This window comes from Leifsonia sp. P73 (assembly GCF_051059105.1).
In the GTDB taxonomy this organism is placed as follows: domain Bacteria; phylum Actinomycetota; class Actinomycetes; order Actinomycetales; family Microbacteriaceae; genus Leifsonia.
In genome coordinates this window covers 2,016,718-2,040,086 of sequence record NZ_CP194931.1, presented here as the reverse complement: position 1 = coordinate 2,040,086, position 23,369 = coordinate 2,016,718, and the positions used below count along the sequence as shown (strand labels likewise).

General features: G+C 71.7%; 19 protein-coding genes. 11 read left to right on the top strand and 8 right to left on the bottom strand.

The genetic code is table 11. From position 1 onward, the window contains the following. Window positions 1–11: 11 nt before the first annotated feature. Window positions 12–1,265, bottom strand: coding sequence for a sugar ABC transporter substrate-binding protein (locus tag ACQ86L_RS10345; protein WP_434318806.1), 1,254 nt, complete (start codon window positions 1,263–1,265; stop codon window positions 12–14). Window positions 1,266–1,629: 364 nt separating this feature from the next. Between ACQ86L_RS10345 and ACQ86L_RS10340 the strand changes: the two genes are divergently transcribed. The 5 genes from ACQ86L_RS10340 to ACQ86L_RS10320 all read left to right on the top strand — a co-directional run bounded on the left by ACQ86L_RS10340 (window position 1,630) and on the right by ACQ86L_RS10320 (window position 7,391). Beyond that, complete coding sequence (locus ACQ86L_RS10340) at window positions 1,630–2,667, top strand: LacI family DNA-binding transcriptional regulator (protein WP_434318805.1); 1,038 nt, start codon at window positions 1,630–1,632, stop codon at window positions 2,665–2,667. A gap of 168 nt (window positions 2,668–2,835) precedes the next feature. Continuing rightward, on the top strand, window positions 2,836–3,327 hold the full coding sequence (locus tag ACQ86L_RS10335; RefSeq protein ID WP_434318804.1) for an antibiotic biosynthesis monooxygenase: 492 nt from the start codon (window positions 2,836–2,838) through the stop codon (window positions 3,325–3,327). Window positions 3,328–3,536: 209 nt separating this feature from the next. Further along, window positions 3,537–4,364: a DUF4097 family beta strand repeat-containing protein gene (locus ACQ86L_RS10330; protein WP_434318803.1), complete on the top strand. Its 828-nt coding sequence runs from the start codon at window positions 3,537–3,539 to the stop codon at window positions 4,362–4,364. Continuing rightward, window positions 4,361–4,990 carry a PadR family transcriptional regulator gene (locus ACQ86L_RS10325; RefSeq protein WP_434318802.1) on the top strand — a complete coding sequence of 210 codons (630 nt, stop codon included), beginning with the start codon at window positions 4,361–4,363 and terminating at the stop codon, window positions 4,988–4,990. The genes ACQ86L_RS10330 and ACQ86L_RS10325 overlap by 4 nt, the downstream gene beginning before the upstream one ends. 250 nt (window positions 4,991–5,240) lie before the next feature. Further along, the gene (locus tag ACQ86L_RS10320; protein ID WP_434318876.1) at window positions 5,241–7,391 is read left to right on the top strand and encodes an APC family permease; all 2,151 of its coding nucleotides are present in this window, start codon (window positions 5,241–5,243) and stop codon (window positions 7,389–7,391) included. Window positions 7,392–7,397: 6 nt separating this feature from the next. On the opposite strand, the gene ACQ86L_RS10315 is transcribed toward ACQ86L_RS10320, so the two are convergent. Then, the gene (locus ACQ86L_RS10315) at window positions 7,398–8,114 is read right to left on the bottom strand and encodes an MBL fold metallo-hydrolase (RefSeq protein WP_434318801.1); all 717 of its coding nucleotides are present in this window, start codon (window positions 8,112–8,114) and stop codon (window positions 7,398–7,400) included. Window positions 8,115–8,213: 99 nt separating this feature from the next. On the opposite strand from ACQ86L_RS10315, the gene ACQ86L_RS10310 reads away from it, so the two are divergent. Continuing rightward, complete coding sequence (locus tag ACQ86L_RS10310; RefSeq protein ID WP_434318875.1) at window positions 8,214–8,975, top strand: MerR family transcriptional regulator; 762 nt, start codon at window positions 8,214–8,216, stop codon at window positions 8,973–8,975. Between the two features lie 75 nt (window positions 8,976–9,050). On the opposite strand, the gene ACQ86L_RS10305 is transcribed toward ACQ86L_RS10310, so the two are convergent. Then, window positions 9,051–9,959 carry a YczE/YyaS/YitT family protein gene (locus tag ACQ86L_RS10305; protein ID WP_434318800.1) on the bottom strand — a complete coding sequence of 303 codons (909 nt, stop codon included), beginning with the start codon at window positions 9,957–9,959 and terminating at the stop codon, window positions 9,051–9,053. Window positions 9,960–10,022: 63 nt separating this feature from the next. Here ACQ86L_RS10305 and ACQ86L_RS10300 point away from each other — a divergent pair, with 63 nt between their 5' ends. Further along, window positions 10,023–10,526, top strand: coding sequence for a GntR family transcriptional regulator (locus tag ACQ86L_RS10300; RefSeq protein WP_434318799.1), 504 nt, complete (start codon window positions 10,023–10,025; stop codon window positions 10,524–10,526). Beyond that, entirely contained in the window at window positions 10,448–11,518 is a 1,071-nt protein-coding gene (locus ACQ86L_RS10295; RefSeq protein ID WP_434318874.1) for a PLP-dependent aminotransferase family protein, read from the top strand. Before ACQ86L_RS10300 ends, ACQ86L_RS10295 begins: the two co-directional genes overlap by 79 nt. On the opposite strand, the gene ACQ86L_RS10290 is transcribed toward ACQ86L_RS10295, so the two are convergent. Beyond that, on the bottom strand, window positions 11,485–12,420 hold the full coding sequence (locus tag ACQ86L_RS10290; RefSeq protein ID WP_434318798.1) for an SDR family oxidoreductase: 936 nt from the start codon (window positions 12,418–12,420) through the stop codon (window positions 11,485–11,487). The two genes, ACQ86L_RS10295 and ACQ86L_RS10290, sit on opposite strands and share 34 nt — an antisense overlap. Window positions 12,421–12,510: 90 nt before the next feature. Between ACQ86L_RS10290 and ACQ86L_RS10285 the strand changes: the two genes are divergently transcribed. The 3 genes from ACQ86L_RS10285 (at window position 12,511) to ACQ86L_RS10275 (ending at window position 17,734) form a co-directional block, all read left to right on the top strand. Then, the gene (locus ACQ86L_RS10285; RefSeq protein WP_434318797.1) at window positions 12,511–13,158 is read left to right on the top strand and encodes a TetR family transcriptional regulator; all 648 of its coding nucleotides are present in this window, start codon (window positions 12,511–12,513) and stop codon (window positions 13,156–13,158) included. Between the two features lie 144 nt (window positions 13,159–13,302). Further along, window positions 13,303–16,653 (top strand): efflux RND transporter permease subunit, encoded by a 3,351-nt coding sequence (locus ACQ86L_RS10280; protein WP_434318796.1) that lies wholly within the window; start codon window positions 13,303–13,305, stop codon window positions 16,651–16,653. Window positions 16,654–16,837: 184 nt separating this feature from the next. After that, window positions 16,838–17,734: an arginase family protein gene (locus tag ACQ86L_RS10275; RefSeq protein ID WP_434318795.1), complete on the top strand. Its 897-nt coding sequence runs from the start codon at window positions 16,838–16,840 to the stop codon at window positions 17,732–17,734. A 10-nt stretch (window positions 17,735–17,744) separates the two neighbouring features. On the opposite strand, the gene ACQ86L_RS10270 is transcribed toward ACQ86L_RS10275, so the two are convergent. The 4 genes from ACQ86L_RS10270 to hutH form a co-directional block, all read right to left on the bottom strand. Beyond that, window positions 17,745–18,734: a hypothetical protein gene (locus ACQ86L_RS10270; protein WP_434318794.1), complete on the bottom strand. Its 990-nt coding sequence runs from the start codon at window positions 18,732–18,734 to the stop codon at window positions 17,745–17,747. A gap of 48 nt (window positions 18,735–18,782) precedes the next feature. Next, entirely contained in the window at window positions 18,783–19,943 is a 1,161-nt protein-coding gene (gene hutI, locus ACQ86L_RS10265; protein ID WP_434318793.1) for an imidazolonepropionase, read from the bottom strand. Next, window positions 19,943–21,625, bottom strand: coding sequence for a urocanate hydratase (gene hutU, locus ACQ86L_RS10260; RefSeq protein WP_434318792.1), 1,683 nt, complete (start codon window positions 21,623–21,625; stop codon window positions 19,943–19,945). The genes hutI and hutU overlap by 1 nt, the downstream gene beginning before the upstream one ends. A gap of 95 nt (window positions 21,626–21,720) precedes the next feature. Then, entirely contained in the window at window positions 21,721–23,310 is a 1,590-nt protein-coding gene (gene hutH, locus ACQ86L_RS10255; RefSeq protein WP_434318791.1) for a histidine ammonia-lyase, read from the bottom strand. Between the last annotated feature and the right edge of the window lie 59 nt (window positions 23,311–23,369).

Genomic DNA, 23,369 nt, shown 5'->3' with positions numbered 1-23,369 from the left:
GTCTGCGATCCTTACTTCAGCGCTTCGAGGTTCTTCTGCGTGGCGTCGAGGATCGTCTTCGGGTCGCTCGTGGCCAGCGTCTCCAGCTTGCTGTTGAGGTCGGTCACGACGTCGGCCGCGCCCTTGGCGGTCGGCACGCCCTTGGCGTAGTCGGCGGCGTTGAGGAACGGCACCAGGTCGGGGTTGGCCGACTTCCACTCGCTCGCGGCCGACTTGATCGACGGCATCGGACCGAACGCCTGCGAGAAGGCGAGCTGGTCGCTCTTGCTGGTCAGCTTCTCGACGAGCTTGAGCGCGGCGGCCTGGTTGGGGCTGTCGGCGGCGATGCCCCAGCAGTTGGTGAACTGGAGGGTGCCCTTGCCGGCGGGGCCGGCGGGGAGCTCGGCGACCTGGTACTTGATGTTCGGGTAGTCCGACTTCATGGCGCCGGTGATCCAGTTGCCCTCGATGGTCATCGCGGCCAGGCCCTTGCCGAACGCCTCGCCGCCCCAGCCCGCGCCGAGGTCCTTGGCGTACTTGAGGTCGCCCGCGTTGAGCATCGTCTTGACGAAGTCGAGCGCCTTGACGTTGGCGTCGCTGTTCGCGGTCGCCTTGGTGCTGTCGTCGTTCATCAGGTTGCCACCCGCCTGCACCATGAAGGAGCCGATGCGAGCGTACTCACCCGAGATGCCGAGGCCGACGTGGCCGTTGCCGGTGAGCTTCTTGGAGACGGCCTGGAGCTGGTCCCAGGTCTTGGGGATGTCGCTGTCGGTGAGGCCGGCGGCGCTCCACATGTCCTTGTTGATGATGAGCTGGAGCGTGGAGAAGTCCTTCGGCGCGCAGTAGAACTTGCCGTTGTAGGTGAAGGACTTGACCAGGCTCGGGTAGAAGTCGCCCTTGTTGCCGAGCTGGTCGCCGTACGCGAGCAGGGAGCCGTTGGAGGCGTAGCCGGCGAGCGCGTCGGTCGAGAGGTAGAACACATCCGCCGGCTTCTTCGCCGCGAAGCCCTGCGAGAGCTGCTGGTTGAGGTCGCTCGCCGCCACGACGCTGGCCTTGGTGCCGGAGCTCTTCGACCAGTCGCCGACGGCGGACTTGACGGCGGCCGTCTCGGCGTCGCCGGAGGAGCCGATCATGACCGTCAGCGCCTTGTTCGACGAGGTCAGCTTGCCGGTGTCGCTGCTGCCGCTGCCGCTGCCGCCGAAGCCGGAGCCGCAGGCGGTGAGGGCGAGTGCGGCCGCAGCGGCGACGGCGCCGCCCGCGAGCCAGCGGGATGTGATTCTTCGCATGTGTTTCTCTCCTTGGTGTGAGTGTGCCCGAACGGCCGGGCTCACGCGGTGTCGGTCGCCGAAGTCGTGGAACGTTCGCGTGGGACGCGGACCTGTGGAGGACATCGCGGAGGGAGCGCTGGGATCGCCCGCTGCTCTGCGCGCATCCGACCTCCTATGGTCTCGTTCCGGGTGGGACTCCTCTTTGATCGATCAAATTCGATGATGCTACAGTGCATTTTGAACGATCAAACGGGGACGCTGTCACCATAGTCACGGCCTTCGGGACGTGTCAAGCGGGGCAGCGGGCCAGCGCGAACGCGCAGCGGTAAGGTCTGAGACGGCGTCTCCGACCGGGCCGGAGCGCGCCGGGGAAGGAGCCAGCATGGGCGCACAGCCGACCGTCAGCGACGTCGCCGACGCCGCGGGCGTCTCGCGGCAGACCGTCTCCAACGTGCTGAACACCCCGGCGATCGTCCGCCCGGAGACCCGCGAGCGCGTCGAGGAGGCCATCCGCTCGCTCGGCTACCGGCCGCACGCCTCCGCCCGCCGGCTCCGCACGCAGAAGAGCTCCACCATCGGCATCCGGCTCGACCCGATGACCAGGGACGGCATCTCGGGCAGCGTGCTCGACCGCTTCCTGCACGCCCTCACCGAGCAGGCCGACCGCAAGGGCCTGCGCGTGCTGCTCTTCACAGCGGACGGCCCGGAGGACGAGATCGAGCAGTTCCGCCGGCTCTCCGACGGCGCGGACGTGGACGCGTTCGTGCTGACCTCCACCTTCCACGGCGACCCACGCACGGAGTGGCTGATCGAGCACGGCCAGTCGTTCGTCACGTTCGGCCGGCCGTGGGGCATCGACGACATGACCGATCCGCTGCACCTGTGGGTGGACGTGGACGGCCGCTCGGGGCTGCACGAGGCGACCGACCACTTCCTCGCGCGCGGCCTCCGCCGGATCGGCTACCTCGGCTGGCCGGCCGGCTCCGGCACCGGCGACGACCGCCGGGCGGGGTGGCTGGAGGCGATGCGGGAGGCGCACGCGGTCGACGCTGCGACACTCTCGACGCTGGAGGAGGCCTCCGAGGACGGCGTGACCTTCGGCGCGGAGGCCATGCGGACGCTCGCCGCTCGCGCCGACGTGGAGGCCGTCGTCTGCGCCTCCGACTCGCTGGCGCTCGGCGCCCTGACGGCGACGGGAGGCCGCATCCCGGTGATCGGCTACGACGACACCCCGGTGGCAGCGTCACTCGGCTTCTCCAGCGTGCGCCAGCCGCTGGACGAGGTGGCCGCGGGCGTGCTCGAACTGCTGACCGGCGCCCACGGCGGTAGGGCGCGATCCAGCGTCGACGACCCGCGGCACCGCCTGGTGACGCCCCAGCTCGTCGTGCGCGACGGCGGCACCCTCCTCGGGCCGCGCTGAGCGCCGCCGGCGCCGAAACGCGGTCGTAACCCGCGGCGGCGACAATGGACGCATGACTCCACAAGAGCCGAACGTCTCCGCGCCACAAGCGCAGAACCCGGGCTTCCCCCGCGCATCCCCGTCACCGTCTCCATCACCCGCAGGGTCGACCCCGATCGCCTCCCCGAGGTGACGCACTGGGTCCAGGCGGGCGTCAACCTCGCCAACGGCTATGAGGGCTTCCTCGGCTCCGGCTGGGTGCGCGCGAACGCCCACTCGCACGAGTGGCACATGCTGTACCGCTTCGCCGACGCCGCGTCGCTGGAGGTCTGGGAGTCCTCGGAGGCCCGCGCCGAGTGGCTGTACGAGGGCCGCGAGCTGGTCGAGGTGTCGCGCGTGGAGCGCCGCACCGGCATCGAGGGCTGGTTCGACGAGCCGGAGCCCGGCGTCCCCGCCGCCCCGCCGCGCTGGAAGCAGGCCGTCACAATCTGGCTCGGATTCTTCCCGCTCTCGCTGGCCTTCACCTACGTCACGTTCTATCTGGTGCCCGGCTGGCACCAGCTCTGGCCGCTCGCCACCGTGCTCATCACGACCCTCCTGCTGACGCCGACCATGACGTACTACCTGCTCCCGTTCGTCACGCGCCTCCTGCACCCCTGGCTCGCCCGCCCGCGCCGCTGACCCCCTCCATCAATTCCGGAGTTATGTACGCCGCGGCCCGGCGTGTTGCGTGCACAACTCCGGAATTGATGGAGGGGTGGGTGGGGGATGTCCCTGAGCCGACCCTGAGATTGGGAGCGGGCGCTTGCGCTTGTTCAACTCGCGATATATCGTGAATACGTCAACAATCGCGATATATCGCGAGTCACCGAAGCAAGGAGCGCAGGAGCATGGCACAGGAGAAGTGGCTCATCCAGCCCGGCGAGAACCGCACGATCGACGTGGAGCTGGTCCGCTCCCTCAAGGTCGGGCTGCTGGGCGGCCAGATCGACATCATCGGACACGACGAGCCGGGAGCGCGGGTCGAGGTCCACTCGGTGTCCGGCCGCGACCTCAAGGTCAGCATCGACGAGGACCGTCTGGAGATCGACCACCCGCAGCTGCGCTGGGACAACTTCATCGACGTCTTCAAGTCGATGAGATCCAGCGCCCGCGCCGACATCAGCGTGCTGGTGCCGCGCGACGTCGTCCTCAAGTTCGGCGTGGTCTCCGCCGGCGCCCTCATCTCGGGCCTGAAGACCGACGCCCGGCTCAGCACGGTCTCCGGCGATGTCGTCATCGACGGCCTCGTGGGCAACCTCGAGCTCAACTCGGTCAGCGGCGAACTGTCCGCGCGCGGCCACACCGGCCGCATCAGCGCGCACACGGTCTCGGGGGACATCACCGCGACCGGCACGATCCCGCGCTTCAGCGCCGACGGTGTCTCCGCCGACATCATGGTGGACCTCGCCGGCACCCCGGACGAGGTGCAGATCAACACCGTCTCGGGCGACACGACCATCCGCATCCCGGAGGCCCTCGGCGCCCGCTACCGGGCGAACACCGTGTCCGGCCGCGTCCAGCTCGACAACGTGATGGTCGTCGGCTCCGCCGGAAAGGGGTACACCGCGACCACCGGCAGCCTCGACGGCTCCTGGGTCGACATCACCGTCAACTCCGTCTCCGGCGCCGTCTCGGTGCTCCGCAGCTCGACGGCTCGCGGGGAGGCGTCGGCGTGACTCCCGTCTTCGCCCACGGCAGCCTCCGGCTCTACCTGCTGAGTCTCCTGGCGGAGGAGCCGCGCCACGGCTACGAGCTGATCCAGGCGCTGAGCGACCGGTTCGGCGGCACCTACGTGCCAAGTGCGGGCACCATCTACCCCCGGCTGGCGAAGCTGGAGGAGGAGGGGCTGGTCACCAAGACCACCGACGGCCGCAAGACCGTCTACGCGATCACCGACGCCGGGCGTGCCGAGCTCGCCGCCCGCGAGCCCGAGCTGGACGCGATCGAGGACGAGGTCACCGACTCCGTCCGCCGGCTCGCCGACGAGGTCCGCGCGGGCGTGAACGACGCCATGCGCACCCTGCGCGCCGAGCTGGCCTCGGCGGCGCGGGAGGCGAAGCGCGACGCCACGCGGGTCGACCCGCGGCAGGAGGCGCGCGAGGCAGGCCGCGACGCCCGCTCGGCCGCCAACGCCGCGGCACGGGAGGCGGAGGTCGCGATCAACGAGTTCCGCCAGCAGCTGCGCACGGACCTTCGCTCGCAGGCCGCTCGCGGCGCGCTCCCGGAGAACGTCGTGCCCCTTCTCAAAGAGGAGCTGACCCGCGTGCGGCGCGCGATCGTCGAGGCGATCGGCCGCGGCTGAACCGCCCGGTGAGAGCGGTTTTCGGAAGAGATCTCCAGAAAGTCCCAGCTCATGCTCATCTCGCTCCCAGTGAGGCCGATGACGAGCCGACTCCCGCGAGAATCCGCGGCAACGGATGCTCCGCGGGGTGCGGACCCAGTGTTCGCGGAATCGCCGTCCGGCGCCGACGCGACGCGCCGATTTGACAGCGTTTTGGCAGCGAGTATTCTCGTCCCTCGTGACAAATGAGGGGAGATCCCCGAAGCGGTGGCTGATCGGCGACCCGCTTCCGAGCGAAAAACTCGAAGGACAGCTACTCCCGAAGCACCTCGCGCTCCCGATCTTCGCGTCAGACGCACTCTCCAGCGTCGCCTACGCTCCGCAGGAACTCCTGATGATCCTGCTGCTCGGCGGCCTGTCGTTCCTGACGTTCGCCCCCTGGGTCGCGGCGGCCGTCGTCGTCCTGATGATCACGGTGGTGCTCAGCTACCGCCAGCTCGTCAAGGCCTACCCCTCGGGAGGCGGCGACTACGAGGTGGCGCACAAGAATCTCGGTGAGAAGGCCGGCCTGGTCGTGGCCTCCGCCCTCCTGGTCGACTACGTGCTGACCGTGGCCGTGTCGGTCGCGTCCGGCGTGGACAACGTGATCTCGGCGCTGCCGTTCCTCGCATCGTGGCGGGTGGAGCTCGCCGTGGTCTGCGTGATCATCCTCGTCGCGGTCAACCTCCGCGGCGTGCGGGAGTCGAGCAAGGCGTTCGCGCTCCCCACCTACATCTTCATCGGCAGCATCTTCGTGATGGTCGTCACGGCGCTGGTCCGCACCGCGTTCGGCCACGCGCCGGTCGCCGAGTCGGCCGGCTTCACCGTGCACTCCAGCAGCATCACGCAGGCCGCGATGGTGCTGCTGCTCCTGCGCGCGTTCTCCAGCGGCTGCTCCGCGCTGACCGGTGTGGAGGCCGTCGCCAACGGCGTGCCCGCGTTCCGCACCCCCAAGATCCGCAACGCCCGCACCACGCTCGCGCTGATGGGCGGCATCGCGATCGTCCTGTTCGCCGGCCTCACCGTCACGGCGCTGATCAGCGGCGTGCACTACGCGGAGAACCCGTGCGACCTCCAGGGCTGGGCGCAGTGCGCGACCTCCCCGCAGCGCTCGCTCATCGCGCAGATCGCCGCGGCGACGTTCGGCAACAACACCTTCTTCTTCTTCATCGTGCAGGCCGCCACCGCGGTCGTGCTGCTGCTCGCCGCGAACACCGCGTTCAACGGCTTCCCGCTGCTCGGCTCGGTGCTCGCCCGCGACTCGTACGCCCCGAAGGCGCTCAACACCCGCGGCGACCGCCTGGTCTACTCGAACGGGATGATCCTGCTGGCGCTCGCCGCGACGGTCCTGCTGCTCGTCTACCAGGCGAACTTGACGCAACTCATCCAGCTCTACATCATCGGCGTGTTCGTGTCGTTCACCCTCGGCCAGTCCGGGATGGTGAAGCACTGGGTCTCGATGCTGCGCGGCAGCGGCAAGGACGGGGCCGCGGTGCTGAGCCAGCGCGAGCGCAGCAGCATCGTCCGGTCGCTCTGCATCAACGCCTTCGGCGCGACGCTGACCTTCGTCGTGCTCATCGTCGTCACGATCACGAAGTTCACGCACGGCGCGTACCTCGTCTTCATCTTCATGCCGATCCTCTGGTTCCTCATGCTCGGCGTGAACCGGTACTACCGGGACGTCGAGAAGGAGATCGAGGTCGACCCGGTCACGACCTTCGGCAGCGTCGGCGACCACGCGGTGGTGCTGATCGGCAAGATGCAGAAGCCGGCCCTCAAGGCGCTGGACTACGCGATCGCCGCCCGCCACGACTCGATCGAGGCCGTGCATGTCTCCATCGAGGAGGAGGCCACCGAGAAGCTGCAGCGACAGTGGATCGAGCAGAACATCCACGTACCGCTCACCGTCATCGATTCGCCGTACCGCGATTTCGGCGTCCCGGTGATGAAGTACCTGAAGCACCGCCGCGAGGAGCACGGCTCCGAGGTCGTGACGGTCTACCTGCCGCAGTACATCGTCGGCCATTGGTGGGAGTCGCTGCTGCACAACCACCGCGCCCGCCGGCTGAGCAAGCAGCTCATGCTGTGCCACGGCGTCACCGTCGCGCTCGTGCCGTGGCTGCTCGACTCGTCGTCGCTGATCTACGGCCGCCGGTCCCGCCCGCTGCCGGGTCAGGACCGTCGCGGCGAGCCGGTGCGCCCGGTCGCGCGGCGTCCGCTGGCGCCGGCGTCGGCGGCGCGTGCGCGCATCCACATCCACAACACGCCGATCACGCTCGGGGAGAGCGAGTTCGCAGCGCCCGGGGAGCTGGCGGTGCCGCCGGTGGCCGCCGACGAGCGGACGACGCAGGACTCGGCAGCGCCGGTCAAGGCGAAGCGGTAACGCTCGCTACAACTGCACCGCCGGCCCGTGGCCCGGCAGCACCCAGCGCGCGTCGCACAGGCTGAGCCGCCGCGCGCTCGCCTGCGCCCCGTCGGCGTCGTGATGGAAGAACGCCGGCAGCTGCTGCAGCTCCCCCGCGTCGGCGAGCAGCGCGTGCCCGGTCACGAGCGCGTCGCCCGTGACGAGCACCTCGGCGTCCGGCTCGAAGAAGCAGGCGTGGCCCGTCGTGTGGCCGGGAGTGGGCAGCACCTCCAGGCGGTGGCCGGTCGACAGCGCGATCACGTCGGCCGTGATCGCCTGCGCGGCCGGGACTCCGACGTCGCCCAGGCCGCCCGCGCGGATGGCCGCGACGGCCCAGGGGATGGTGCCACGGCGGAGGGCGACCGGCATCAGGTCGACGACGGTGACCTGCTCGGTCACCTCGCGGCGGACGTTCGGCAGCTCGCTCGCGGCGGCCAGCACCTCCACGCCGGAGCGCTCGCTGTAGTCGCGCGCCGCGCCCAGGTGGTCGGAGTGCCCGTGCGTGACGATGATGCGCGTGAGCGCCGACACGTCGAGCCCGGTCGAGCGGATCGACTCCTCGACCAGCGGGCGGTCGGCCGGGTAGCCGCAGTCCACCAGCTCGACGTGCCCGCGTCCGTGGAAGACGGTCCAGTTGGAGGCCGGGCCCTCGACGAACAGGATGCCGGGGGCGACGGTGGTCAGGGAACGGAGCTCGCGCACATCCACGACAGTATCGCGCCGCGCTTGACCTTGACGTAACGTCAACCTTTACGGTGGTTTCTGCACCCACGAGAGGAGACGGACATGGTGGAGGCGACCGTGGACTGGAGCATCCAGGACATCGCGCGCATCGCCGGCACGACGAGCAGGACGCTGCGTCACTACGACGAGCTCGGCCTGCTCCCGCCCAGCCGGGTCGCCGCGAACGGCTACCGCCACTACGACCGCGACTCCCTCGTGCGGCTGCAGCGCATCCTCCTGCTGCGGGACCTCGGGCTCGGCCTCCCGGCCATCGCCCGCGTGCTCGACGACAGACGGGATGCGGTCCCCGCCCTGCGCGACCACCTGACGTGGCTGCGCGGCGAGCGGGAACGGCTGGCGCGGCAGATCGCGTCGGTCGAGTCGACGATCCACGCTGTGGAGGAAGGAGGGGAGATCGTGGCTGAGGAGATGTTCGACGGCTTCGACCACACCCAGTACAAGGAGGAGGTCGAGCAGCGCTGGGGGAAGGAGGCGTATGCGTCGTCCGACCGCTGGTGGCGCGGGATGACCGCCGAGGAGCGCGCCGGCTGGCAGCAGCGGCAGAAAGCGCTCGCCGCCGACTGGACGGCTGCCGCCGCGCGCGGGGTCGACCCGGCGTCGGAGGAGGCGCAGGCGCTCGCCCGCCGGCACGCCGACTGGCTGGCCGACATCCCGGGCACGCCCGGCTACGGCACGGGCGCCCCGCCGGCCGCGTACCTGACCGGGCTCGGCGACATGTACGTCGCCGACCCGCGCTTCGCCGCCAACTACGGCGGCGCCGAGGGCGCCACCTTCGTGCGCGACGCGCTCCGCGTCTACGCCGCCACACACCTCGCGTAACCCAGCAATCGATTCCGGAGTTGTGTACGTTCGCACCCGGCGTGTCGCGTACATAACTCCGGGAGAGTTTGCTGCCTAGGCGCGGCGGGTGCGGGTGCGGGTGCGGCAGGTGAGGCGGTCGTCGAGCCAGTGGGCCTCGATGAGGCGGGCGCCGGGGCGCGGCGCGGGCGGCTCGGCGGGGGCGCGGTCGGGCTGCGGGCCGCGCACCAGCGGGGAGGCCGCGCGGTCGGCCGCGCGCGAACGGGTCGCCGCGTCGGATTCGAGCAGGATGCCGTCTCGCACGTCGAAACGGACGGCATCCCGCTCGTCCGCACCCTCCGCGCGGAGGCCGGGGCCCTGCTCCGCCGTGCCTTCGAGCTCGCCCTCCAGCTCGGCGTCCGCGGGCGCGGGCTCCGGCAGCCGGATGGCGAAGAACGGGAGGGTGAGGCTGCACAGCGGCCCGACGAGCAGCGCGAACGCGAGCGTCCCGACGCCGACGTTGCCGCCGAGGAACCAGCCGATGATGAGCACGGTGACCTCGATCGCGGTCCGCACGGCCCAGATCGGCCGGCCGGTGCGGGCGTGGAGGCCGGTCATCAGCCCGTCGCGCGGGCCCGGCCCCAGCTTCGGCCCGATGTAGAGGCCGGTGGCGACGGCGAGCAGGAGCAGCCCGGCCGCGAACACCAGCACCTGCGCCCACAGTACGGTCTGCTGCGGGATGATCCAGAGCCCGAGCTGCGCGCTCGGCCCGACCAGGAGGACGTTGAGCACGGTCCCGAGCCCCGGCCGCTGCCGCAGCGGGATCCAGAAGGCCAGCACGACGAGGCCGACCAGGTTGGTCACCAGCCCGAACGGGATGCCCGTCTTGTACGAAACGCCCTGCGCCAGCACGTCCCACGGCGAGACGCCGATCCCCGCCCGCACCATCAGCGCGATGGCGATGCCGTACAGGAACAGTCCGACCAGGAGCTGGCCGAGGCGGCGGGTGAGGAGGAACCGGGACATGCTGATAATCCAATCGCTCGATTGGCCTTACATCAAGATGCCAATCCGGATAAAGTGGCCCGCATGCCCGACGCTCAACTCTCCGCCCGCTCGCTCGAAGCCCTGCTCGGCGACTGGCGCGGTGCGGCCCCCGGCTACCAGTCGCTGGCCGACCGCGTCCGCCTGCTCGTGCTGGACGGCCGCATCCCGATCGGCACGCGACTCCCGGCCGAGCGAGACCTCGCGGGCCGGCTCGACCTGAGCCGCACCACGGTCAGCTCGGCCTACCGGCAGCTCCGCGAGGGCGGCTTCCTCGACAGCGTGCGCGGCTCCGGCAGCGTCGCGCGCCTCCCCGGGCCCGCGCTGGCCCTGCCGATGACCGGCGGCGAGGGGATGCTCGACTTCACCAAAGCGGCCCTGCCCGCCGCGGCCTCCCTCCCGGCCGCCGCGCCGCCGCCGCCGAGGAGCTGCCGCACTTCCTCCCGGACTCCGGCTACGACCCGGTCGGCCTGCCGCACCTCCGCCAGGCCATCGCCGACCGGTACGCCGAGCGAGGCCTCCCGACCACGGCCGACCAGGTGCTCGTGACGGTCGGCGCGCAGCAGGCCATCGCGCTCATCGCCCGCACCTTCCTGTCGCGCGGCGACCGCGCGCTCGTCGAGCTGCCCACCTACCCGCACGCGACGGAGGCCCTGCGGCTCGCGGGCGCCCGGCTCCTCCCGATCACGGTTACGCCGCCGGACGACGCCCCGCACGCCCTCGGCCCGGACGGCCGGGAGCCGGCGGAGGACGACGGCTGGGACGCCGACGCCGCCGAGCAGGCGATCCGCCGGGCGAGCCCGGCGCTGGCGTACCTGATCCCGGACTTCCACAACCCGACCGGCGCGTCCATGTCGCCGGCTACGCGCGAGCGCATTCTCACCGCCGCGGCCGCGCACGGGACAGTCGTGGTCGGCGACGAGACGACGGCAGACCTCGACATCGACCGGCCGGGTGAGTATCTGCCGCTGCCGACCTACGCTCACCGCAACGCGGGGGACCCGCCGGTGCTGCTCATCGGCTCAGCCAGCAAGAGCCTCTGGGGCGGCCTCCGGATCGGCTGGATCCGCGCCGAGCGCCCGCTGATCCAGCGGCTGATCGCGGCCAAGCCGTCCACCGACCTCGGCACGCCGATGATCGAGCAGCTCGTGGTCGCGCGGATGCTGCCGCAGGCGGCCGAGATCCTCGAGGAGCGCCGCGTGCAGCTCGCCTCGGGGCGGGAGACCGTGCGCCGCCTGGCAGGGGAGGTCTTCCCCGAGTGGCGCATCCCCCGGTTGCACGGCGGCCTCGCGGCGTGGATCGGGATCGGCGCGCCGGTCAGCTCGTCGCTTGCGCTCGCCGCGCGCAACCACGGCCTCCTCATCGCCGCCGGCCCGCGGTTCGGGCTGGACGGGGCGTTCGAGCGGTTCCTGCGCGTGCCGATCACGTACAGCGAGGACGAGACGCGGCGTGCCTTCGCCGCGCTGGAGCGTGCGTGGGCGGTGGCGTCTGCGGAGCCCGCGCCGTACTACGACGCGACGGCGCTCCCCAACGTGGTCTGAGCATCCACACCCGTCAGCTCCGCAGCCACCGCCCACAGCGAGGAGGGGAGGTCGCGGCCACGCGCACTCCGCGGGAGGCGGGCCCGGTGGGTCGGCCCCACCAGCGCCATCCGCGACGGCCCGTAGTATGCGCCCTGCACCGCGGCGGGGTCGGCAGCGGCGAACAGCAGCGGCTCGGCCCCCTGCTCCACGCCCTGCGAGGGGAGGAGGGTGCGGCTGGACGGCTGGAGCTGCTTCTCGTCCCCGCGGGCGAGGTTGCGCCCGGCGGTCTGCAGGTTGGTGCGCGTGTAACCGGGGTGCGCCGCCGTGCTGAGCAGTCCCCAGCCGCGCTCCTCGGAGAGCTGGGCGAGGCGCAGGGTCATCAGGAGGTCGGCGAGCTTGGACTGCGCGTACGCGCGTGGCGCGCTGTACCGGCGCTCGAACTGGAGGTCGCGGAAGTGGATCGAGCCGAAGTCGGCCGTCCCGCTCGACATCGTCGCCACTCGGGGCTTCGGCGATTCCAGGAGGCGCGGCAGCAGCAGGTTCGTCAGCAGGAACGGCCCGAGGAAGTTGCTCTGGAACTGCAGCTCGTACCCGTCGACCGTCTCGATCCGCTTCGGCGGGATCATCACGCCGGCGTTGTTGACGAGCGTGTCCACCTCCTCGCCGTCGGCCAGCATCCCGTCCGCGAAGGCGCGCACGCTGGCGAGGTCGGCGAGGTCGATCCTGCGCAGCCGGAGGTCGGCGCCGGGGACGCGCTCCAGGAGCTCGGCGCGCGCGGCCTCGCCCTTCTCCAGGTTGCGCACGGCCATGGTCACGCGGGCGCCCGCGGCGGCGAGCCGGGCGGTGGCCTCCTTGCCGGTGCCGCTGTTGGCGCCGGTGACGACGATGTGGCGTCCGGTCTGGTCGGGGACGTTGTACACGATTTCCTCCGCGGGTCGTGAAATAATGAACCGATGGTCTGTTAGGGATCACAGTAATAGACCACCGGTCTGTTAGCAAGAGGGAGGGTGATGTCCCAGGCGACGTTCAGCCGGGCGCGCAGCGAGGAGCAGCGCGCGCGGCGCAGGGAGGACATCCTCACGGCGGCTGCGGCCATGCTGGCCGACACCCGCGTCGCCGATCTCAGCCTCAACGAGCTCGCGCGCCGTGTCGGACTCGCGAAGTCGAACGTCCTCCGCTACTTCGAGTCGCGGGAGGCCGTTCTGCTGGAGCTCTACGGCCGCGAGTTCGCGGCCTGGCTCGACGCGCTGGAGGAGCGACTGGCCGCCACCGCCGACCGCACGCCCGAGTCCCTCGCGGCGGCCGTGGCGGAGACCGCCGCCGCCCGTCCCGTCTTCGCGGAACTGTGCGCGGCCGCGCCCGGCATCCTGGAGCACAACATCTCCGGTCCCGTCGCGCTCGCCTACAAGCGCGCGCTGCTGGCGGACGCGGCCCGGCTCGGCGCGCTGGCGGTGCCGTGGATCGGCGACGACCCCCGCGGCACGCTGGTCTTCGTCGGCGCGGTGACCCTCGGGATCGGCGGCATCTGGTCGACCTGCCGGCTCTCGCCCGGCATGGCGGAGGCCTACGAGCTCGACCCTGCGCTCGCGCGCTTCCGGATCGACTTCCGCGAGAGCCTGGAGACGCTGCTCGTGACGCTGATCCGGGGGCTGAAGTGAGGCTCCGACGCTGACGTGTCGGACCCCGGTGCCGGGCTCAGGTCATACCACGGCATGAGGAAATTGCACAGCCTGCAATGAGAGACTTCTCCAGCGCCTCCGTCGTCGCCGCCAGTTCAATCACATCCGCCGAGGGGACCCTCCGTGCACTATCTCGCCGTTCTCAGCATGAAGAACCGCGCCCTCATCGCGCTCGTCACGATCGTCGCCGCCATCTTCGGCGGGGTCGCGCTCGGCAACCTCAAGCAGGAGCTCGCGCCGTCGATCACGTTCCCGCAGCTCGTCGTGCTGTCGAGCTACCCCGGCGCGTCGCCCGAGGTGGTCAACCATGACGTGAGCACGCCGGTGGAGGCCGCCATCCAGGGCGTGCCCGACCTCGACTCCACGTCCGCGGTCAGCAGCACCAACCAGTCGATCATCACGGCGAAGTTCACGTACGGCACCGACCTGGCGACGGCCGAGCAGAAGATCGACCAGGCCATCAACCGCATCAAGTCGACCCTGCCGTCCGGCGTGAACCCGCAGGTGCTCTCCGGCTCCATCGACGACCTCCCCGTCATCCAGCTCGCGGTCAGCAGCGACACCGATCAGCGCACCCTGGGCGACGACATCACCAAGCTCGCCCTGCCCGACATCAAGGCGGTCAGCGGCGTCAACGACGCACAGCTCGTCGGCGAGGTCGGCCAGCGCATCACCATCACCCCCGACACCGCAAAACTCGCGGCCGCGGGACTCAGTGCGTCGGCGATCAAGGACGCGCTGCAGCAGAACGGCGTGCTGCTGCCCGGCGGGTCGATCACCGAGAACGGCCAGACGCTCACGATCCAGTCGGGGGCGCAGCTCACGTCGGTGGCGGACATCCAGGCGCTGCCGCTCATCACGTCGTCCACGGGCGCGACGGCTTCGCCGGGGGCGACCGGCGCGACCGGCGGTGCCGCCGGCGCGGCTTCGGGAGGGGCGACCGCGGGAAGCGCGGCCTCCAGCCAGGCCGCCGCCGCTGCGGCCGCCGCGAACTCCACGCCGCACACGATCGGCGACGTCGCCACGGTCGTGCAGAACGACGACCCGGTCAGCTCGCTCTCCCGCGTCAACGGCAAGCCCGCGCTCACCATCGCGGTGACCAAGCTGCCCTCCGCCAACACCGTCGCGGTGTCCCACGCGGTGTCCGCGCTCATCCCGGGCCTGGAGACCAAGCTCGGCCACAACGCCACGATCACCGTCGTCTTCGACCAGGCGCCGTTCATCACGCAGTCGATCAACTCACTCGCCGAGGAGGGCCTGCTCGGCCTCGCGATGGCGGTCATCGTCATCCTGGTGTTCCTGCTGTCGGTGCGCTCCACCCTCGTCACCGTGGTCAGCATCCCGACCAGCGTGCTCATCACGTTCATCGTGATGTGGGCGAGCGGTTACACGCTCAACATCATCACGCTCGGCGCGCTCACCATCGCGATCGGCCGCGTCGTGGACGACTCGATCGTCGTCATCGAGAACATCAAACGGCAACTCGTGCCCGGCGTGGACCGGGCGGTCACGATCATCCGCGCGGTGCGGGAGGTCGGCGGGGCGATCACAGCGTCCACGATCACGACCGTCGCGGTGTTCCTGCCGCTGGCGTTCGTCGGCGACGTCACGGGCGAGCTGTTCCGGCCGTTCGCGCTGACGGTCACCATCGCGCTGCTGTCCTCGCTGCTCGTCGCGCTCACGATCGTGCCGGTGCTCGCGTACTGGTTCCTGCGCGCGCCGAAGGCCCGCAAGCACGAGGGCGGGGAGCAGTTCGACGACGAGGCCGCTCACCTCTCGGTCGCGGAGGCCGCCACCTCCGGGCACGACGAGCTCGAGCACCCGTCTCGCCTGCAGAAGGGCTACCTCCCGATCATCCGCTGGACGCTGAAGCACTCCGTGCTGACCGTCGTCGCCGCTGTGGTCGTGCTGGTCCTGACCTTCTTCTCGTTCCCGCTGCTCAAGACCAACTTCCTCGGTTCCAGCGGCCAGAACTCGCTGACCGTGTCGCAGACCCTCGACCCGGGCGCGAGCCTCCAGGCGAAGGACGACGCCGCGCGGAAGGTGGAGGACAAGCTCCTGCACACCGACGGCGTGAAGACCGTGCAGGTCTCGATCGGCTCCAGCGGATCGTCGCTGCGCGACGCGTTCACCGGCGGAGGCGGCGCGACGACGTTCTCGGTCACGACCGACGCGAACGCCGACCAGGACAAGCTGCAGACCACGATCCAGAACGAGATGGCGTCGATCACCGGCGCCGGCGACATCACGGTGTCCGCGTCGAGCGGGTTCGGCGGATCGACCGACATCGAGGTGGACATCACCGCGAGCTCCAACGCCGACCTCCAGAAGGCGACGGACTCGGTCGTGACGGAGCTGAAGAAGCACGACTCGCTCAAGCAGGTCACCGACAACCTGAGCGCGTCGCTGCCCTACGTGTCGGTCGCCGTCGACCGGACGAAGGCGGCGGAGGCCGGCCTCAGCGAGGTGGCGGTCGGCACGCTCGTCTCCCAGGCGATGCAGCCGACCCAGATCGGCTCCGTGGCGATCGAGAACTCGACGCTCAACATCTACCTGCAGAGCGACAACCCGCCGACCACGGTCGCCGGGCTGTCCGACCTGCCGATCCCGACCGCCAAGGGCGTCGTGCCGCTGAGCTCTGTGGCGACCGTCGCCGAGGCCAAGGGCCCGTCGACGGTGACCACCCAGCGCGGTCTGCGCACCGCTGCGGTCACGGCCACGCCGGCCACCGACAACCTGACGACCGCCAACGCGGACGTCAACGCCGCGCTCAAGAGCGCCGACCTCCCGGCCGGCGCCACGGCGAAGATCGGAGGCGTCTCGTCCAGCCAGTCGAGCGCGTTCGGTCAGCTCGGGCTCGCGCTGCTGGCGGCGATCCTGATCGTCTACATCGTCATGGTGGCGACGTTCCGCTCGCTGCGCCAGCCGCTGCTCCTGCTGGTCTCGGTGCCGTTCGCGGCGACCGGCGCCATCCTGCTGCAGCTCGCCTCCGGCATCCCGCTCGGCGTCGCGTCGCTGATCGGCGTGCTGATGCTGATCGGCATCGTGGTGACCAACGCGATCGTGCTCATCGACCTCGTCAACCAGTACCGCGCCCGCGGTCTGACGGTCAGCGACGCGGTCGTGCACGGCGCCTCCCGTCGTCTGCGGCCCATCCTGATGACCGCGCTCGCGACGATCGCCGCCCTGACGCCGATGGCGCTGGGTGTGACCGGACATGGCGGTTTCATCTCGCAGCCGCTCGCCATCGTGGTGATCGGCGGCCTGATCTCGTCCACCGTGCTGACCCTCGTGGTGCTGCCGACGCTGTACAACCTGGTGGAGGGTGCGCGCGAGCGTCGCATCGCCCGCCGGGCGGCGAAGGGCGGCGGCTCGGCCGATGCTGCTGCGGGCGCCCCGGGCGAAGGCGCCCCGGACGGCGAGTCGCCGGAGCCTCCGGTGTTCACGACCCCCGCGGGCGGCCGGCAGCTCTGAGCTGGCCACGTCACTTCGCACCCATCACCATCCCGCCGAGGGGCACGTAAACGCCCTTAAAACGCACTTTTAGGGGCGTTTACGTGCCCCTCGATCCTGTGGCGAAGGGTAAGCGTCCGGGATCCCAGACAACGGAGGCAGGGCGGCGCGCGCCGTCGCGGGCGGGCGTTGCTAGCGTCGCGGTATGAGCCTCTCCGTCGATCCCCTGTGGCCCCGCGCCGGCTCCTGGCCGTCGCTGGCCGACCTCCCGGACGCGCAGGTCGATCTGGCGATGGTCGGCCTCCCGACCTGGCGCACGTCGCTGTCCCCGACCGGCGCGCACGCGACGCCGGGCGCCGTGCGGGAGGCGTTGCGGCGGTACTCGCTGCACGTTCCCGAGCTGGCGGTCGAGGCGCTGCGGTTCGCCGACGCCGGCGACGTGGAGGAGCCGGACGGCCCCGAGGGCGAGCGCCGGGCGATCGAGGCGGTGCAGGAGGCCGTCTCGCGCTCGCGCCTGACCGTCGCGGTCGGCGGCGACAACTCCCTCACCGTCCCGGCCGCGCTCGGCGCCTGGGGTGACGACGTGCCGACAGCCGGGCTCGTGACGCTCGACGCCCACCACGACCTCCGCGACGGCGTCTCCAACGGCTCGCCGGTGCGCCGCCTCGTGGAGGCCGGGCTCGACGGCCGCCGGATCGTGCAGATCGGCATCGCCGACTTCGCCAACTCGGCGGAGTACGCGCTGCGGGCGCAGGAGTACGGGATCACCGTCATCCCGCGCGACGACCTCCACCGCCGCCCCATCGACGACGTGATGGCCGAGGCGTTGGAGGTCGCGGGCGCTGCCGGCGGCCCCGTCCACGTGGACCTGGACGTGGACGTGTGCGACCGCTCCGTCGCCCCCGGCTGCCCCGCGTCGGTACCGGGAGGCCTGGCGGCGTGGGAGCTGCGGAGGTTCGCGCGGCTGGCGGGTGCGGACTCCCGCGTCCGCTCCATCGACATCGCGGAGGTCGACGCCACCGCGGACGCGCCCGACCAGCGCACGGTGCGCCTGGCCGCGCTGCTCGTCCTCGAGGCCGCCGCGGGCCTGGCCTCGCGCTGAGGCTCTGCGTCTACTGCGGCGGCGGGAAGCCGGAGGCGGTCGGCGGAGGCACGCTCGACGCGGGCGGAGCGGCGACCAGCTGGGCCTGAGGGTCTGCGCCCGGCTGCGGCGGGGCAGCGCCCGGCTGTTGCGGTTGACGATGCACACTTGAGTGTGGCGGCAGTGGCGTTTCGGCCGGCTGCGCCCAATGCTGAGGCGCATACGTCTGCGGCGCATCGGGGACCGCGCCAGCCTGCGGCGGTAGTGGAACCGCGCCCACCTGCTGCGGAGGGGGAACAGCGCCGGGTCGCAGCGGCTGCACTGCGTCGCCCGTCGCCGGGAACGCATACGGCGGATAACTCCGCAGCTCCGGACCCGTCGACCGGCCTCCGCGCTCCGCCGGTTTCGCCTCGAACGCCCGCACGAGCAGCGGGATCACCGCCGCCACCGCCGCGACGAGGGTGGTCGCCGACGCCAGCCGCCACCACCAGTCCGGCCAGGTCGCCGCCGGGAGGATTGCCGGGAGGGCGAGCACCAGTGCCGTCGCCCAGGCGAGAGCCAGCGTGACGACTCCGCCGATCCACGACACCCGCGAGGTAGCCCGCGTCACGAAGCGCAGTCCGTATACCTGCGTCAGCAGCAGCGCCAGGCGCGCCAGCACCACGACCCCCACGAAGCGCCAGAACTGCACCGCCCAGACCAGGGCGTCAGAGGTGTCGTCGGGCTGGAGGGCGCCGTTCCACAGCTTCAGCAGCCCCACCGCGACCAGGACGGCGTTCGTGATGGTCGACGCCGGCAGGTACCAGCGGTTGGGGCCGTCCGACACTGTCGCGTCCAGCGCGACGGCTCCGGCGAAGGCGCCGACGAGCAGCAGCGTCAGCCAGGCGCGGCCGGCGATGTTCGCCTGGTCGCCGACGACGATCAGCACCGCGCCGAACACCGCGGAGACCGCCAGGACCACGATCGTCAGGAACAGCGCTGCCTTGCGCGCACGTGGTCCGCGGGTATCGGTATCAGTCACGGTGGGATTGTCCTGGAATGTCACACTCCAGGGTAACCCATCACCGCGTCAGGCGACGTGCGTGCGAGCCACCAGCGGCACCCCGGGCCGATAGGCGAGGTGCACGTACGACGGCGCGTCGAGCACGACATAGTCCGCCCGCGCGCCCGGCCGCAGGTGCCCGACGTCCTCCCGGCGCAGCGCCTCCGCGCCGCCGAGCGTCGCCGCCCGCAGCGCCTCCGCGACCGTCATCCCCATGTCGCGCACCGCGACGGCGATGCAGAAGGGCATGGACGAGGTGAACGACGAACCGGGGTTGCAGTCGCTCGCCAGCGCCACGCGTACGCCGGCGTCGAGGAGGCGGCGGGCGTCCGGGTACGGGTGCCTGGTCGAGAACTCGACGCCGGGCAGGAGGGTCGCGACCGTCCGCGAGCCCGCGAGGAGGGACACGTCGCGGTCGGTGAGGTAGGTGCCGTGGTCGACGCTCGCGGCGTCCAGTTCGACGGCCAGCGCGACGCCGTCCCCCGGGCCGAGCTGGCTCGCGTGGACGCGCACGCCGAGGCCGCGGGCGGCGCCGGCCTCCAGGATGCGCCGGGACTGCGGCACGGTGAACGCGCCCGTCTCGCAGAAGACGTCGACCCAGCGGGAGTACGGCGCGCAGGCGTCCAGCATCGGGCCGGTGACCAGGTCCACGTACGCCTCCGGGTCCGAGGCGTACTCGGCCGGCACCACATGCGCGCCGAGGAATGTGGTCTCCTGCGTGACCTCGCGGGCGAGCCGGAGGATGCGGGCCTCGTCCTCCACGGTCAGGCCGTAGCCGCTCTTGATCTCGAAGGTCGTGGTGCCCTGCGCGTTCAGCTCGCGCACGAAGCCCGCCAGCCGGCGGCGCAGCTCGTCGTCGGAGGCCGCCCTCGTCGCGGCCACGGTGCTCCGTATGCCGCCGGCGGAATACGGTCGGCCGGCCATCCGTGCCTCGAACTCCGCGGAGCGGTCGCCGCCGAAGACGAGGTGCGTGTGGCTGTCTACGAAGCCGGGGATGACGGCCGCGCCGCCCGCGTCCACGACGTCGTCGGCGTCTCCGCGCGGCGCCGCCGACGCGGGCCCGGTCCACTCGACCCGCCCGTCCACCTCCAGCAGGGCCGCGTCGGGGAGGATGCCGAGCGGTCCGGGGTGGGCGGGGTCCAGGGTGACGAGTTCGCCGATCCCGGTCAGCAGCGTCGCGCGGGACATCAGGCGACCGGCCCCGAGACGGTGTCGGAGGCTTCGGCCATCGGGATGCGCAGCCCGCGCTCGCGCGCGACGTCCGCTGCGTGCTCGTATCCGGCGTCCACGTGCCGCATCACGCCGGTGCCCGGGTCGTTGGTGAGCACGCGCTCGATCTTCTGCGCGGCGAGCGGGGTGCCGTCCGCGACGACCACCTGCCCGGCGTGGATGCTGCGGCCGATCCCGACGCCGCCGCCGTGGTGCAGCGACACCCAGGTCGCACCGGAGGCGGTGTTGAGCAGCGCGTTGAGGAGCGGCCAGTCGGCGATCGCGTCCGAGCCGTCCTTCATCGACTCGGTCTCCCGGTACGGGGAGGCCACCGAGCCGGAGTCGAGGTGGTCGCGGCCGATCACGATCGGGGCCGAGAGCTCGCCGGAGGCGACCATCTCGTTGAACTTCAGGCCCGCGAGGTGGCGCTCCTTGTAGCCGAGCCAGCAGATCCGGGCCGGGAGGCCCTCGAAGTGGACCTTCTCGCCGGCCTGGGTGATCCAGCGGCGCAGCTTCTCGTCGTCGGGGAACAGCTCCAGGATCGCGCGGTCGGTCGCGGCGATGTCCGCCGGGTCGCCCGAGAGCGCCGCCCAGCGGAACGGGCCGCGGCCCTCCTCGAACTGCGGCCGGATGTAGGCGGGAACGAAGCCGGGGAAGGCGAACGCGCGGTCGTAGCCGCCGAGCTGAGCCTCCGTGCGGATGGAGTTGCCGTAGTCGAACACCTCGGCGCCGGCGTCGAGGAAGCCGACCATGGCCTCCACCTGCTTCGCCATCGAGAGGCGCGCGGCGATGGTGAACGCCTCGGGGTCGGCGGCGGCGCGCTCGTGCCACTCCTCGACGGTGACGCCCTCGGGGAGGTAGCTCAGCGGGTCGTGCGCGCTGGTCTGGTCGGTGACGATGTCGATCGGGACGCCGCGGCGCAGCAGCTCGGGGAAGACCGTGGCGGCGTTGCCGACCAGGCCGACCGAGAGGGCGCGGCGCTCGTCCTTGGCGGCGGTGACGCGGGCGACGGCGTCGTCGAGGTCGTCGGTCAGCTCGTCCAGGTAGCCGTGCTCGACGCGGCGCTGCAGGCGGGTGCGGTCGACATCCACGATGAGGACGGCGCCGCCGTTGAGGGTGACGGCGAGCGGCTGGGCTCCGCCCATGCCGCCGCAGCCGCCGGTGAGGGTCAGCGTGCCGGCGAGGGAGCCGCCGAACCGCTTGTCGCCCACGGCCGCGAACGTCTCGTAGGTGCCCTGGAGGATGCCCTGCGAGCCGATGTAGATCCAGGAGCCCGCGGTCATCTGGCCGTACATGGTCAGGCCCAGGGCCTCCAGGCGGCGGAACTCGGGCCAGGTCGCCCAGTCGCCGACCAGGTTGGAGTTGGCGATGAGCACGCGCGGCGCCCACTCGTGCGTGCGGAACACGCCGACCGGCTTGCCGGACTGCACGAGCAGCGTCTCGTCGGCCTCCAGGTCGCGGAGGGTGGCGACGATCGCGTCGAATGCCTCCCAGCTCCGCGCGGCGCGGCCGGTGCCGCCGTAGACGACCAGGTCGTCGGGCCGCTCGGCCACCTCGGGGTCGAGGTTGTTCATCAGCATCCGCAGCGGCGCCTCGGTCTGCCAGCTCTTCGCGCTGAGCTCCGTCCCGCGCGGCGCCCGCACCGGTCGCGATCCCTGCATGTCGTGCTCCTTACGTTCGATGACCATCCGTTCCGGAGTTGTGTACGCCTCGCCTCGGCGTGTCGCGTGCATAACTCCGGGAGAGATGGAGGGGGTTAGTGGAGGGGGGTGGTGGCGGAGGCGGCTGCGACGGCGGCGCCGGAGGCGACGAAGGCGACGGCGGCCTCGATCTCGGGGGAGAGGTGGCGGTCGGGGCCGGGGCCCAGGACGGTCGCGCGCAGAGCCGCGGTGACCGCGCCGGTCGCCGGGCCCTGGCGCAGCGGGGCGCGCAGGTCGGCGCCGCGGGAGGCGGTCATCAGCTCGATCGCGAGAACGCGGGTCAGGCCGTCGATCGCGCGACGCAGCTTGCGGGCGGCGGCCCAGCCCATCGACACGTGGTCCTCCTGCATCGCGGACGACGGGATGCTGTCCGCCGACGCGGGCACCGCCAGGCGCTTGAGCTCCGACACGATCCCGGCCGCCGTGTACTGCGCGATCATCAGGCCGGAGTCCACGCCCACCTCGTGCGCGAGGAACGGCGGCAGCCCCTGGTTGCGCGCCGGGTCGAGGAAGCGGTCGGTCCGCCGCTCCGACATGCTCGCGACGTCCGCGACGACGATCGCCAGGAAGTCGAGCACGTACGCGACGGGCGCGCCGTGGAAGTTGCCGTTCGACTCCACCCGCCCGTCCGGCGTGAGCACCGGGTTGTCGATCGCGGAGGCCAGCTCGCGCTCGGCGATCATCGTCGCGTGGGCGACCGTGTCCCGGGCGCCGCCGTTCACCTGCGGCGAGCAGCGCAGCGAGTAGGCGTCCTGCACGCGCGTGCACTCCGGTCCCTTGTGGCTCGCCACCAGCGGGGAGCCCGCGAGCAGCGCGCGGAGGTTGGCGGCGGAGACCGCCTGGCCGGCCTGGGGGCGCAGCCGCTGGAGGTCGGCGGCGAACACGGCGTCGGTGCCGAGCAGCGCCTCCACGCTCATCGCCGCGGTGATGTCGGCTGTGGTGAGCAGGGCGCCGAGGTCGTGCAGCGCGAGCGAGAGCATCCCGAGCATCCCGTCGGTGCCGTTGATGAGCGCGAGGCCCTCCTTCTCGGCGAGCACCACGGGCTCGATGCCGGCGGCGGCGAGGGCGTCGGAGGCCTCCACGAGCCGTCCGTCGACACGCACCTGGCCCTCGCCCATCGCGGCGAGCGCGCAGTGCGCCAGCGGCGCGAGGTCGCCCGAGCAGCCGAGCGACCCGTACTCGCGCACGAGCGGGGTGATGCCGGCGTTGAGCAGCGCGGCGTAGGTCTCGACCGTGCGGCGCTGGGCTCCGGTCCGTCCGGTCATCAGCGTCGCCAGGCGCAGCAGCATGAGGGCGCGGACGACCTCCCGCTCGACCTCGGGGCCGGACCCGGCCGCGTGCGAGCGGACGAGGGAGGCCTGCAGCTGCGCGCGGCGCTCCTCGGGGATGAACGTGGTCGCCAGCGCGCCGAAGCCGGTGGAGATCCCGTAGTGCGGCTCGACGTCGTCGGCGAGCGCTTCGATGATGGCGCGGGAGGCTTCGACGGCGTCGAGCGCGGCGACGTCGAGGCGCACGGGGGCGTCGTGCCTGGCCACCGCGACGACCTCGGCGATGGTGAGCGGGCGCGCGCCGACGGTGACGGGCGCGGCGTCGACAGCGGCGCGGGAGGTGGTTGCGGGGGTGGAACCGGTGGTGAAGGCGGACATGCTCCGATCATGCGCCGGAGGCCGTCCGGCGCGCCCGGGGGTTAGGCTCATCCGTGTCC

Bases quoted from the DNA above. Each gene is read 5' to 3' on its own strand.
- ACQ86L_RS10345 (WP_434318806.1), bottom strand. From the start codon at position 1,265: ATGCGAAGAATCACATCCCGCTGGCTCGCGGGCGGCGCCGTCGCCGCT.
- ACQ86L_RS10340 (WP_434318805.1), top strand. From the start codon at position 1,630: ATGGGCGCACAGCCGACCGTCAGCGACGTCGCCGACGCCGCGGGCGTC.
- ACQ86L_RS10330 (WP_434318803.1), top strand. From the start codon at position 3,537: ATGGCACAGGAGAAGTGGCTCATCCAGCCCGGCGAGAACCGCACGATC.
- ACQ86L_RS10305 (WP_434318800.1), bottom strand. From the start codon at position 9,959: ATGTCCCGGTTCCTCCTCACCCGCCGCCTCGGCCAGCTCCTGGTCGGA.
- ACQ86L_RS10300 (WP_434318799.1), top strand. From the start codon at position 10,023: ATGCCCGACGCTCAACTCTCCGCCCGCTCGCTCGAAGCCCTGCTCGGC.
- ACQ86L_RS10285 (WP_434318797.1), top strand. From the start codon at position 12,511: ATGTCCCAGGCGACGTTCAGCCGGGCGCGCAGCGAGGAGCAGCGCGCG.
- ACQ86L_RS10275 (WP_434318795.1), top strand. From the start codon at position 16,838: ATGAGCCTCTCCGTCGATCCCCTGTGGCCCCGCGCCGGCTCCTGGCCG.
- hutI (WP_434318793.1), bottom strand. From the start codon at position 19,943: ATGTCCCGCGCGACGCTGCTGACCGGGATCGGCGAACTCGTCACCCTG.
- hutU (WP_434318792.1), bottom strand. From the start codon at position 21,625: ATGCAGGGATCGCGACCGGTGCGGGCGCCGCGCGGGACGGAGCTCAGC.
- hutH (WP_434318791.1), bottom strand. From the start codon at position 23,310: ATGTCCGCCTTCACCACCGGTTCCACCCCCGCAACCACCTCCCGCGCC.